General features: G+C 38.3%; 14 protein-coding genes. All 14 read left to right on the top strand.

What is annotated here, in order from left to right:
- The first annotated feature begins 152 nt into the window (after positions 1-152).
- Positions 153-1,325, top strand: coding sequence for a chorismate synthase (aroC, locus tag CZ487_RS18650; protein ID WP_077213799.1), 1,173 nt, complete (start codon positions 153-155; stop codon positions 1,323-1,325).
- Entirely contained in the window at positions 1,325-2,407 is a 1,083-nt protein-coding gene (gene aroB / locus CZ487_RS18645) for a 3-dehydroquinate synthase (RefSeq protein ID WP_077213798.1), read from the top strand. The genes aroC and aroB overlap by 1 nt, the downstream gene beginning before the upstream one ends.
- Positions 2,408-2,413: 6 nt before the next feature.
- Positions 2,414-2,776, top strand: a complete 363-nt coding sequence (gene aroH / locus CZ487_RS18640; protein ID WP_077213797.1) for a chorismate mutase — start codon at positions 2,414-2,416, stop codon at positions 2,774-2,776.
- 62 nt (positions 2,777-2,838) lie between these two features.
- The gene (gene hisC / locus CZ487_RS18635; protein WP_077213796.1) at positions 2,839-3,939 is read left to right on the top strand and encodes a histidinol-phosphate transaminase; all 1,101 of its coding nucleotides are present in this window, start codon (positions 2,839-2,841) and stop codon (positions 3,937-3,939) included.
- A gap of 34 nt (positions 3,940-3,973) precedes the next feature.
- A complete protein-coding gene (locus CZ487_RS18630; RefSeq protein WP_077213795.1) occupies positions 3,974-5,080 on the top strand; it encodes a prephenate dehydrogenase in 1,107 nt (368 codons plus the stop codon).
- A 44-nt stretch (positions 5,081-5,124) separates the two neighbouring features.
- Positions 5,125-6,411 carry a 3-phosphoshikimate 1-carboxyvinyltransferase gene (gene aroA, locus CZ487_RS18625; RefSeq protein WP_077213794.1) on the top strand — a complete coding sequence of 429 codons (1,287 nt, stop codon included), beginning with the start codon at positions 5,125-5,127 and terminating at the stop codon, positions 6,409-6,411.
- Positions 6,412-6,517: 106 nt separating this feature from the next.
- On the top strand, positions 6,518-7,420 hold the full coding sequence (locus CZ487_RS18620; protein WP_077213793.1) for a hypothetical protein: 903 nt from the start codon (positions 6,518-6,520) through the stop codon (positions 7,418-7,420).
- A 76-nt stretch (positions 7,421-7,496) separates the two neighbouring features.
- The gene (locus CZ487_RS18615; protein ID WP_077213792.1) at positions 7,497-8,762 is read left to right on the top strand and encodes a tetratricopeptide repeat protein; all 1,266 of its coding nucleotides are present in this window, start codon (positions 7,497-7,499) and stop codon (positions 8,760-8,762) included.
- A 34-nt stretch (positions 8,763-8,796) separates the two neighbouring features.
- Positions 8,797-9,342, top strand: a complete 546-nt coding sequence (locus tag CZ487_RS18610; RefSeq protein ID WP_077213791.1) for a ReoY family proteolytic degradation factor — start codon at positions 8,797-8,799, stop codon at positions 9,340-9,342.
- 106 nt (positions 9,343-9,448) lie between these two features.
- The gene (locus tag CZ487_RS18605; RefSeq protein WP_077213790.1) at positions 9,449-9,910 is read left to right on the top strand and encodes a YpiF family protein; all 462 of its coding nucleotides are present in this window, start codon (positions 9,449-9,451) and stop codon (positions 9,908-9,910) included.
- A 152-nt stretch (positions 9,911-10,062) separates the two neighbouring features.
- Complete coding sequence (locus tag CZ487_RS18600; protein WP_077213789.1) at positions 10,063-10,569, top strand: QcrA and Rieske domain-containing protein; 507 nt, start codon at positions 10,063-10,065, stop codon at positions 10,567-10,569.
- A 3-nt stretch (positions 10,570-10,572) separates the two neighbouring features.
- Positions 10,573-11,247, top strand: a complete 675-nt coding sequence (gene qcrB, locus CZ487_RS18595) for a menaquinol-cytochrome c reductase cytochrome b subunit (RefSeq protein WP_077213788.1) — start codon at positions 10,573-10,575, stop codon at positions 11,245-11,247.
- A gap of 48 nt (positions 11,248-11,295) precedes the next feature.
- Positions 11,296-12,066: a menaquinol-cytochrome c reductase cytochrome b/c subunit gene (locus CZ487_RS18590; RefSeq protein WP_077213787.1), complete on the top strand. Its 771-nt coding sequence runs from the start codon at positions 11,296-11,298 to the stop codon at positions 12,064-12,066.
- Between the two features lie 106 nt (positions 12,067-12,172).
- On the top strand, positions 12,173-12,769 hold the full coding sequence (gene lhaT / locus CZ487_RS18585; RefSeq protein ID WP_077213786.1) for a lipoprotein heptaprenylglyceryl N-acetyltransferase LhaT: 597 nt from the start codon (positions 12,173-12,175) through the stop codon (positions 12,767-12,769).
- Positions 12,770-12,795 lie beyond the last annotated feature (26 nt).

Genomic DNA, 12,795 nt, shown 5'->3' with positions numbered 1-12,795 from the left:
TTCCTTTTGCTATTTCGGAGACGTCTGCCAAATTAAACACGCTTTTATATGGAATAAATTTTATGATAATTTTCAATCTTTTACTATTTTTATTTTTAAGGGTATGTTATATTGATACATAATCCTTTAATGAGTTGAAGGAGGAAAGAGTAATGAGATATTTAACAGCGGGAGAGTCACATGGCCCCCAATTAACAACAATTATTGAGGGTTTACCAGCAGGTATGCCATTAACTTCGGAGGATATTAACTTCGAACTAGCACGGCGTCAAAAAGGACATGGCAGAGGCCGCAGAATGCAAATCGAAAAAGATACTGTTCAGATTGGCAGTGGAGTTAGACATGGCTATACTCTTGGATCACCTGTCTCCCTTATTGTTCAGAATGATGATTGGAAACATTGGACAAAAATTATGGGACAAGAACCTCTAGAAGCAGGTGACGATGAAGAGATAAAACGCAAAATTACCCGACCGAGACCGGGACATGCTGATTTGAATGGCGGAATAAAATATGGTCATCGTGACTTAAGAAATGTGCTTGAACGTTCCTCAGCACGAGAGACGACTGTTAGGGTGGCAGCAGGAGCTGCTGCGAAAAAACTTCTATCTCTTCTTGGTATCGAAGTAGCGTCACATGTAGTAGAAATCGGCGGAATCAAAAGTAATGTTAGTAACTACGAATCAATCAGCTCATTAAAGGAAATTACTGAAAATTCCCCGGTTCGCTGTTTAGATCCAAAAGCAGAAAAAGAAATGATGAATGCAATTGATGAAGCGAAGCTTAATGGAGATTCTATCGGAGGCATTGTTGAAGTTATTGTCGAAGGAATGCCTTCAGGTGTTGGCAGCTATGTACACTATGATCGTAAGCTTGATGCCAAACTTGCTAGAGCTATCGTCAGTATTAATGCCTTTAAGGGTGTTGAGTTTGGGATTGGCTTTGAAGCTGCAAGCCTGCCTGGAAGTGAAGTGCATGATGAAATTGTTTGGAATGAGGAAGAAGGGTATTCTCGTAAAACGAACCGTTTAGGCGGATTAGAAGGCGGCATGTCGACTGGGATGCCGATAGTTGTCAGAGGTGTTATGAAGCCTATTCCGACCCTTTATAAGCCGCTTCAAAGTGTAGATATTGATTCAAAAGAGCCTTTCTCAGCAAGCATTGAGAGATCTGATAGCTGCGCAGTACCAGCAGCTGCAGTTGTTGCTGAGAACGTTATTGCTTGGGAAATTGCATCTGCGATCGTTGAACAGTTCTATTCTGACCGGATGGATACTTTAATCGAAACAGTAGAAAAACAACGTCAATTTGCGAGGGAATTTTAATGGCTCGTGTCAATATCCGTACCGCCTCAAAAGAGTACCCTGTATTCGTGGAGGCAGGTGCCATTCACTCTATTTCGACTTATTTAGATGAACATTTTCCATCTATTACAAAACTCGTCATAATCACGGATGGCAATGTAGGGGAGCGCTACTTAGATACTTTGAGTAGTGCCCTTTCTACACATAAACCTGTTTTTCATATCGTTCCAAATGGAGAAAGTGCCAAAACATTTGAGGTATATCATGAATGCTTAACCTTTTGTCTTGAACAAAAGCTTGATCGAAAGTCACTAGTCCTTGCGTTTGGCGGAGGTGCTGTTGGAGATTTAGCCGGCTTTGTTGCAGCTACTTTTATGAGGGGAATTCCCTTTATACAACTGCCGACGACAATTCTCGCCCATGATAGTGCAGTTGGTGGAAAAGTCGCTATCAATCATCCGTTAGGGAAAAACATGATTGGGGCATTTTATCAGCCTGAAGCTGTTTTTTATGATTTGAATCTATTAAATACTCTTCCAAGCCAGGAAAGGCGTTCAGGATTTGCAGAAGTGATTAAGCACGGGTTGATCCATGATCATGAATTTTATGACTGGCTTAGAGGAAATATTACAAACTTAAGCGTGCTAAGTGAAGAGCAATTAAGTTACTTTCTCACAAAAGGAATTACGATTAAAGGGAAAATTGTAGCAGAAGACGAAAAAGAGGCTGGAATCAGAGCTTTCTTGAACTTTGGTCATACACTTGGACATGCTATTGAAGCAGAAGCTGGTTATGGAAATATAACTCACGGCGAAGCTGTCGTTATTGGTATGCTTTTTGCACTTCAACTGAGCAAGAAGATAGTAAATCTGTCCTTTAATACAAAAGAGTTAGAAGATTGGCTTACGAAACTGGGATATAGCACGATCTTACCTGTTAATTTAGATAATGGCAGGCTGATAGGCCGAATGAAACAAGATAAGAAATCGATCGGAGGGGAAATTTCATTTGTTTTATTGAAAGAAGTTGGGCATCCAATTTTATATAAAATAGATGAAAATATCCTGATGAAAGAATTAAATGAATTTGTAAGAAGGGGTTAGATTAGGATGATTAGAGGGGTTAGAGGGGCTATTACGGTTGAAGAAAACAATGAAGCAGTGATCGTAAGTGCTACTGAAAGAATGATGAGGGAACTTATTTTGCAAAATGAAGTAAATGCAGAGGATGTTGCTTCTGTGTTTATTTCGGTTACCAATGACCTTGACGATGTTTTTCCAGCAAGGGCTCTAAGACAAATTGATGGATGGAAGCATGTGCCTGTGATGTGCATGAAAGAAATACCTGTAAAAAACTCTCTTAAAATGTGTATTCGCGTAATGGTCCATGTTAACACATCGAAAAGTCAGAAGGAAATCAACCATATATATTTAGAACGAGCTATTGCTCTTAGACCAGATTTACAATCGTAATTTATATAATATTGTTCGAATATTGAAATGATGCAGTCAACAATGTTTTAGAGGTGAATAGGATGAGATTCAAAGATCAAGTGTTAAAGCTGACACCTTACCAGCCAGGAAAATCAATTGATGAAGTAAAAAGACAATTTGGGCTAGAAAGAATCATAAAACTTGCATCCAATGAGAATCCTTTTGGATGTTCTGAAAAGGTATTAAAAACAATTCAAGAGTTTGACGGATCTTTTGCGCTGTATCCAGATGGGTATGCTACCGACATTAGAATGGTGCTTTCTGAGAGATTAGGAGTCAAACCAACTCAATTAATTTTTGGAAATGGTTCAGATGAAAATATCCAAATTATTTCTAGGGCTTTGCTCCGTCCTGGCTATAACACCGTAATGTCGACTGGAACGTTTTCGCAGTACAAACATAATGCCATTATAGAAGGGGCAGAAGTAAGGGAAGTTCCATCTGTAAATGGTGAACATGATTTAGAAGCGATGCTGCAGGCTATAGATGAAAGAACAAATGTTGTTTGGGTATGTAATCCGAATAACCCAACGGGGGCTTACATAGGTAAGGATGCTCTTCTTTCATTTATCAATAGAGTTCCTAAGGAAACTCTTGTTGTGTTAGATGAGGCTTATTTTGAGTATGTAGTAGCAGAAGATTATCTAGATAGTATTGATCTTGTTGATCAATTTGAGAATCTTATTATATTGAGAACTTTCTCTAAGGCATATGGATTAGCGAGTCTGCGAATTGGTTATGGAATCAGTAATGAGAAAGTGATCCGTGCTTTGGAACCTGCAAGAGGTCCTTTTAATACAGGAACACTTGCTCAAAAGGCTGCGATTGCAGCATTAGAAGACCAAGAATATGTAGAAATGTGTAAACAGAAGAATCGCGAAGGTCTAGAGCAATTCTATCAATTCTGCGATGAACATGATTTGTCCTATCACCCTTCACAAACCAATTTCATCTTAGTTGATTTTAAGGTCGATGGTGATGAGGTGTTTCAGTTTTTACAGAAGAGAGGGTATATTGTCAGATCTGGTAAGGGCTTAGGTTTCCCTACTTCTGTGAGAATTACTGTCGGTTCTGTTGACCAAAACAGCGGGGTCTTGAGCGCTATAAAAGAATTTTTAACAGAAAGATCAACTATTTTATAAAAATAGTAATGGTCTATAGAAAGCAGGTGTACCCTTGAAAGGTCGTGTATTTGTTATCGGGCTGGGACTCATCGGGGGTTCATTAGCTCTATGTATTAAAAAAAAGCATCCTCATGCAACGATTGTTGGTTACGATCATAATGAGGAACAATGTAAACTAGGGAAAATGCTTGGAGTTATTGATGAAATTGCGGAAAGTATTCCAGATCAAGCTGTAGAGGCAGATGTGATCTTAATCGCAACACCCGTTCAGGTAACTGAAAAAATAATAGAAATGCTCTGTCAACTACCTTTGAAGGAAGATGTCATTGTATCCGATGCAGGAAGTACTAAAAAAGAAATTGTTGAAAAAGCTTCTTGTTTAAAGGAAAAAGGGATTACATTTATTGGTGGACACCCGATGGCAGGTTCTCATAAGAGTGGGGTAACGGCCGCAAAGGATATTCTTTTTGAAAATGCCTTTTATTTATTAACTCCAGAAGATGACATAAAACGAGCTCAGGTAGAAAAGCTTAAAGAATGGTTAATTGGCACGAAAGCTAAATTTTTGACCATTAAACCGGACGAGCATGATTATTTGACAGGCGTAATTAGTCATTTTCCACATGTGATTGCGGCTTCGCTTGTACATCAGGCTGAAAGAACCAGCAACCAACAGGAGCTTGTGACCAGATTAGCTGCAGGTGGTTTCAGGGATATAACAAGAATTGCTTCCAGCAGCCCTGAAATGTGGAGAGATATATCACTACATAATAAAGATGTACTGCTTACACTGTTAAATGATTGGCAGGATGAAATGGCGAAGGTTTCGAAAATGCTTATTGATGAAAATGCAGACGAGATCTTTCAATATTTTTATCAAGCTAAACGCTTCCGTGATGAAATGCCAATGAGAGAAAAGGGTGCTATTCCTGCATTTTATGATTTATTTGTCGATATTCCTGACTATCCAGGGGTCATTTCAGAGGTTACCGGATACTTGGCTGAAGAGAATATTAGTATAACCAATATCCGTATCCGTGAAACAAGAGAAGGAGTATACGGAATACTCGTGATTAGTTTTCAAACAGAAGAGGACCGAGAGAGAGCAGATAAATGCATAAAAAGAAATACAAACTTTGACACATCTGTAGGTCCTTGATGAATCTGTTTATTACAAAGTCAGCTATGTAGAAGGATGATAAGATGAAATCAGTAAAATTAGTAAATAATATCAAAAATCTTTCAGGAACATTAACAATTCCAGGGGATAAATCTATTTCTCATCGTTCCGTAATGTTTGGAGCCTTGGCTGAAGGGACTACAACTGTTACCAATTTTCTATCTGGTGAAGATTGTTTAAGTACGATCTCTTGCTTTAGAAAACTTGGAGTGGAGATTAAGCAAGAAGATGAAACGCTCATCATTCATGGAAAAGGATTCAAGGGCTTAGTTGAACCAGGGGAAATCCTTGATGTAGGAAATTCTGGAACAACCATTAGGCTAATGCTGGGTATTTTGTCGGGACAATCCTTCTTCTCTACCCTAGTAGGTGATTCTTCCATTGCTAAAAGACCGATGACGAGAGTGACGATTCCACTAAAAAGTATGGGGGCATCGATTGATGGCAGAAACAATGGTGAGTTTACACCAATCTCTGTTCGGGGAGGAAGCTTGAAAGGGATAACGTATGAGCTTCCCGTCGCAAGTGCCCAAGTAAAGTCAGCTATTTTGTTGGCTGGACTTCAAGCTGAAGGTGAAACGGTTATCATCGAACCTTCAAAGACAAGGGACCATACTGAAAGAATGATTAAACAGTTTGGCGGCGAGGTAGAGGTCGATAATTTGACGATCACAGTTAAAGGCGGACAAGCGTTCAAAGCGACGGATGTTCAAGTTCCTGGCGATATTTCTTCCGCTGCATTCTTTTTGGTAGCTGGAGCAATTGTAGAAGACAGTGAGATTACATTGAAGAATGTAGGTCTAAATCCATCAAGAACTGGGATTATTGACGTCATGCTCTCAATGGGGGCTGAACTAACCATTAGCAACGAACACCCGGAGGCTTTTGAACCTATGGGTGACCTTACCATTAAGACTTCTAATTTAAAAGGAACAACAATTGAGGGAGATATTATTCCAAGATTAATCGATGAAATTCCTGTAATTGCCCTTTTAGCAACTCAAGCTGAAGGAGTTACGGTTATTAAAGATGCAGAGGAATTAAAAGTAAAAGAAACAAACCGTATCGATACCGTCGTTAATGAACTGAAAAAGCTAGGTGCAAACATTGAGGCAACTTCCGATGGAATGATTATTTATGGGAAAACTCCATTAACTGGCGGCACGGTCAGCAGCCACGGCGATCATAGAATAGGGATGATGTTAGCGGTTGCTGCACTTCTGAGTGATAAAGAAGTTTTCCTTGAAAATGGAGAAGCAATTTCTGTCTCTTATCCATCGTTTTTCTCCCATTTAGACAGTCTAATCTAAAAAAATAGGTCTTTATTATAAGCTGCAGAGTTTCTGCAGCTTTATTTGTCATCATATTTAAGTTTAGTGCATAGCTTGTCATAAGACCGTTTAAGAGGGTGGTTTTATGGCTTATATCATTGAACATGCTAATATTTTGAAGGAGTCTAATGTTGAACAAGCATCCATTCTAATAAATGAAGATCGTATTGAATTGATAAGACCATCTTTTGAGAGATATTCTTATATGAGGTTTAATGCGAGTTCATTTATTATGACAGCACCTCACATCATTTTCGACCCCAATCTTCCATTTGAGCAATCCTTTCAAAGAATGAGACAATACTACATGGACGCATTTTTGAAGAAAGGCTCCACTCTATTCTTATGTTATGCTTCAATTGAGAAAGAATATTTATTCAGGAATGCCTTGATAGAAATCAAAAAAAGGCTCTTAAACAGCCCAATTGATTTTATTGTTGGAGTAAAAATCCCAGTTAAACTTTTAACGCCAAGTTTTATGAGAAGGTGTAAGAAAGAAAAAACTCCCGCCATATTTGTAGAGATTACTGACATTAAAGAGCTGTATGAAATCCAGTGGGGATGGGTTAGGGAAGCGATGTTTCCTTATAATAGCCCGCTTATTCCGATTTTTAAACAGGATAAACCAAGGCTCAAAAAACAAGCTCAGACAAAATGGCTGGAGTTATTAACAAACGAGAAGATCCCTTTTATTGAAAATGAGATGGAAGCAAGCGCACCAATATCTTCAATAAATTTGATGAAAATGGGAATTCTCCCTTTAAAATCTGCACTTCAGCAGGGATCTGAGGTCAGTTATAACCTGTATTTATTAGATGACGAAGACAATAAAATTGAAGAATCCGCATTATTTCATTATCATAATCATAGGTTAGCCGTTACTGTTCATAAGGGTACAGTTATTCGCGCAGGTGAAAAAGTCTTGTTCAGGCCGGGTTTCGGAGAACAAGTAATGATTCAGACACCTTCATTCTTTACCAGCAGGTAACGGAAATGGGCTGATAACACTTGCACCATATGAGATAGGCTAAAACTCTAGGCGAAACGCAGGAAAGGATTTCTAAATGGAAACAGTAAATAAAATCATCACTCTTATAGAAAACGGTCAACATGAAGAAGCATTCAAAAAAGTAAATCAAATATTAGAAAAAGGGTCAAATGAAGAAAGAATTGTTCTTGGTGAAGAACTCTTTCAATATGGCTTTCTTGAAGAAGCAAAATCTTTATTCGAGAAGCTGTTGACTATTTATCCAGAAGAAGGAGAACTTCTTGTGCTTCTCGGGGAGACGCTGATGGAACTCGGAGAAGAGGAAGAAGCTCTCGAAGTCCTAAGAAAAATTAATGAGAATGACCCGAGTTATCCCCAATGTTTGCTCTTGCAAGCGGATTTGTATCAAATGCAGGGACTTTATGAAGTAAGCGAGCAAAAGCTCATGGTGGCTAAAAAGCTTTTACCCGAAGAAGTCATTATAGATTTTGCCCTAGGTGAATTATATTCCGAACAAGGGCGGTTTATAGAAGCCATTAAATCATATAATAAAGTCTTAAAAGTGGAGCATGAAATTGCAGGCGTAAATGTACATCAACGCTTGGGGGATGCTTTTAGTGCAGGGGGCGCTTTTGAAGAAGCGATTCCACACTATGAAAAAGCACTAGAAGAGAACTTGGAAATCAATACACTATTTAATTATGCACTAACAGCTTATCAGGCAGGAATGAATAAAACCGCTATTGAAAAATTTACTGAATTAATGGAACTTGACCCTGAATATAATTCCCTTTATTTGTATTTAGCGAAGGCGTACGAAAAAGAAGAAGAACTTGAAAAAAGTTTTGAATCGATACAGCATGGATTAAGATATGATGAATATAATAAAGACTTGTTCCTATACGGAGGGAAAATCGCCCTGAAATTAGGAGAAGAAACCAAAGCAGAGGATCTTATTAGGCAAGCATTAGCAATTGATCCTGAGTTTATAGAGGCTGCTTTAACATTAAACAAAATTTTCCTACATCAAGAAAGGTACGAAGATGTCTTAGATATAATCACTTCGATGGAATCAAACGCTGTAGAAGAACCACAATTAATTTGGGATGAAGCAATTGCGCTTCAGCATCTAGAAAAATTTTCACAGTCATTAAACAAATATCAACTTGCATATAATTTTTTTAAGAACAATAAAGATTTTCTAACAGATTTCGGATACTTCTTAATAGAAGAAGGAAAAAGAAGCGAGGCTGCCGAAATATTTAAGAAGCTGCTTCAAATGGATCCTAGTAACGTGGAATTTGAAGAAGTACTGCAAAGAATCACAGATGACTTTGTTTAACAAAAAAAGTTGCAAGCAGAGGAGGGAAAGAGCGATGACGACCCCTGTATCTGTCAACGAGAAGAAAGATTTTATTCGCTGGTTCCTTAATCATTATCAATTAAAAAGACGTGAGTGTGTATGGATTTTAAATTACTTGATGAGTCATGATCAGCTAATGGAGAAGGTTCATTTCGTTGAGCAAGCTCAATATTGTCCTCGAGGACTTGTGATGTCCACCCATTGTGTTGATGAAGTGCCGTTTCGGTTCTATAAAGAGAATGTTATGACTACTGATGCTGAAAAATCATTTCATGATATTCGCTTAAACCGAGACGAGGACATTTTTATCCAATTGAATTTCCATGCTTCCAATCAGGCCCATCAGTATGCTGCAGTTTTAGAAGAAAACCCATACATGCCTAAAAGTCTACAGATAAGTGATAAAGACCGGCTCATAGCTGAAAAGTTTCTGTCCACGTCATTGGAAAATTATCAGAGAGAAAAGCTTCTTCGGTTAATAGACGAAGCATTGGATAACAATGATGAAGAATCATTTAAAGAGCTGACTAGTAAGTTAAAGAAAATCAGCGAAAAATAATAGTGGTTGGGCTTGCTTTCAAAAGCAGGCTTTTTATTTTGCCTTTGAAAGCATGTTCATTGAAGTGGTATGATAGACAAAGATTCATAAATTTGGAGTGATGATGATGAATTGGGTGTCAAAGGATATTGAAGTATATTTAGGTGCAAAGGAATATGTAGATACGGCTGTTCTTCCGTTGCTGCCAGTTTCATTTGGGCCAGACATGAAACAAGCTGTTTCTATGACGGAGTTCATAACGCTGCTTTCTATCCAGTTAGAGAGACAATTCAAAGGGAGGCTGCTTATGCTTCCTGGCTATACATATTTGAAACAAAATTCTGAGGACAAGCTTATAGAAGAGATAAATAATTGGTATTCAGAACTGGTCCAGCAAGGTTTTAAACATATTTTTTATGTAACGTCTGACAGTGACTGGAGGACTAGAGAAGCAAAATTTGATGGAAATGTAATTTGGCTGCCTTCTTTGCCGCTTGAAAATCTAGATTCTAATTCTCGAAATACGATTCTAGAAGATCAAGTGAAGCAATTGTTAAATTTATTTGTCCAAAAATGGAAAGAAAATTAGTAAAAGGAAATTTAGTGTGACATAAAAGATTGTTTATTAGGAATTGTATTGACCTCTTTATATTATTGATATATCATGAGAATGTCCTAGTTTTATACTGTGTTGAAATTTGTCCGTTGGACTAGAAATTTACAAATAGAGGGGGGAAAAGAATGAGCAAACAGCGCGTTACAAGACGTCAATTCCTAAACTATACACTCACAGGTGTGGGAGGATTCATGGCAGCAGGTATGCTTATGCCTATGGTGCGTTTTGCTGTTGATCCAGTCTTAAAACATGATGCAGCAGGAGATTTTGTTGTAACTGGTATGAAAATTGCCGATATAACAAATGAGCCTACTCGAGTAGACTTTTCTTTTGAGCAAAAGGATGGTTGGTATACTTCTGAAGTAACGAACCAAGCTTGGGTTTTTAAAGATGAAAATGGAGAGATTCTTGCATTATCACCAGTTTGTAAACATTTAGGCTGTACAGTAGCCTGGAATACAGATGATGCAAACCCAGACCATTTCTTCTGCCCATGTCATAATGGGTTGTATACAAAGGATGGAACAAATGTGCCTGGTACACCACCAAGTGCACCATTAGATGTATATCCTTATAAAGATTCAGATGGCTTCCTAGCTTTAGGTAAAGCCGAGCCGCGAAAGGAGGCGTAATCATTGTTAAATAAGCTATATGATTGGGTTGACGAACGCTTAGATATTACGCCTTTATGGCGCGATATCGCAGACCATGAAGTTCCTGAACACGTAAACCCTGCGCATCACTTTTCTGCGTTTGTTTACTGTTTTGGTGGTTTAACGTTTTTCGTTACCGTAATTCAAATTTTGTCCGGTATGTTCTTAACGATGTATTATGTTCCGGATATTAAAAATGCATGGGAATCTATTTATTACTTGCAAAACGAAGTTGCTTTCGGACAAATTGTTCGAGGAATGCACCATTGGGGCGCAAGTTTAGTTATCGTAATGATGTTCTTACATACGTTACGCGTTTTCTTCCAGGGCGCATACAAGAAACCTCGTGAACTTAACTGGGTAGTTGGAGTTCTAATTTTCTTCGTTATGCTTGCACTAGGATTAACAGGTTATCTATTACCGTGGGATATGAAAGCGTTATTTGCAACAAAGGTTACTATTACGATTATTGAATCTGTACCATTTATCGGTGAGTATATGAAGATATTGATTGCTGGTCACTCTGACATTGTTGGTGCACAAACGATTACTCGTTTCTTTGCAATCCATGTATTCTTCTTACCAGCAGCACTATTTGGATTGATGGCTGCCCACTTCATGATGATTCGTAAGCAGGGTATTTCAGGTCCATTGTAAGAAAATGTTTATTTAAATATTACATGATTGAAGGAGGGGGACTACTCAATGCATCGTGGAAAAGGTTTGAAGTTCGTAGGGGACTCACGTGTTCCCGCCGATGGACGTAAGCCGAATATCCCGAAAGATTATTCGGAATACCCAGGCAAAACAGAAGCTTTCTGGCCTAACTTCCTTTTAAAGGAATGGTTAGTTGGTGCTGTTTTCTTAGTAGGTTTTTTATGTTTAACAGTCGCTCATCCATCTCCGCTTGAGAAAATTGCGGATCCGAGTGATACGGCATATATTCCACTGCCTGACTGGTACTTTTTATTCTTATACCAATTGCTAAAATACGCGTACGCTTCAGGTCCATATAATGTTATTGGAGCTCTCGTTATTCCAGGACTAGCATTTGGAGCTCTATTATTAGCTCCATTCATCGATCGTGGACCAGAAAGACGTCCTTCTAAGCGACCACTAGCAACTGGATTTATGTTACTAGCTCTAGCTGGAATTACATATCTTACTTGGGAATCCGTTGCCATGCATGACTGGGAAGCAGCTGCAGAGCAAGGTAAAATCGTGGCAGAAGTTGAAATTGATACTTCTGCAGAAGGATATCAACTTCTTGAAGCAAATGGCTGTATAACATGTCATGGAGGAGAGCTTCAAGGCGGCCCGGCAGCTCCTGCTCTTATTGATACAGGTTTAGCACCTGAAGAAGTAGCAGAGATTGCTAAGAATGGTAGAGGCGCTATGCCAGGCGGTTTATTTACTGGCAGTGATGAAGAGTTACAAACACTGGCAGAATTTATCTCTGGGTTAAAAAGCGAGTAGTATATAAAAAAAGCTGGCGAGACATCGTCGGCTTTTTTTTAATGGATGTATTGGTGTATGATTTATCTATTAGTGTGTGATATTTATTTAAAAAGAGGTGAAATGTTTGAAGTGGATTTATTCAATTTTAGCTAATCGTTCCGTTTTAATGCTCCTATTTATAGTTAATTTCCTCGGTACTGCTTACGGATACTATTGGTATCGGTATCAATTAGTAGAAACTCCGCCTATCTTTTTGCTATTTGTTCCAGATAGTCCAACTGCTAGCCTGTTTTTTGTGTTTGTGCTTCTCGCTTTTTTACTAGGCAGAAATTGGCCATTGTTTGAAGCGTTAGCGATTGTAACGCTGGTGAAGTATGGAATTTGGGCGGTTGTTATGAATGGTTTAGTATTCATTATATCAGGGGAGCTTGATGGAGCTGGATTGATGCTGATGTTCTCACATGGAGCAATGGCGATTCAGGGTATCTTATATGCTCCTTTTTATCGATTTAAAGTTTGGCATCTTATTGTTACAGCAATTTGGACTTTACATAATGATGTGATTGATTATGTATACTTTATGATGCCGCAGTATCATATGCTGGATGATTACATACCACATATTGGTTATTTTACATTCTGGCTCAGTATCTTGTCTTTAGCCACTGCATATTACTTTGTTTTAAGAAAAGACCGATTGTCTTTATCGATCAAAATATAACACAGTATAAATTTTTGGTCTAACCT

The sequence above is a fragment of the Robertmurraya dakarensis genome (assembly GCF_900156875.1).
GTDB classification, from domain to species: Bacteria; Bacillota; Bacilli; order Bacillales; family Cytobacillaceae; genus Robertmurraya; species Robertmurraya dakarensis.
Note: the sequence above shows the minus strand (reverse complement) of the source record. Positions and strands in the feature narration are given on the sequence as shown.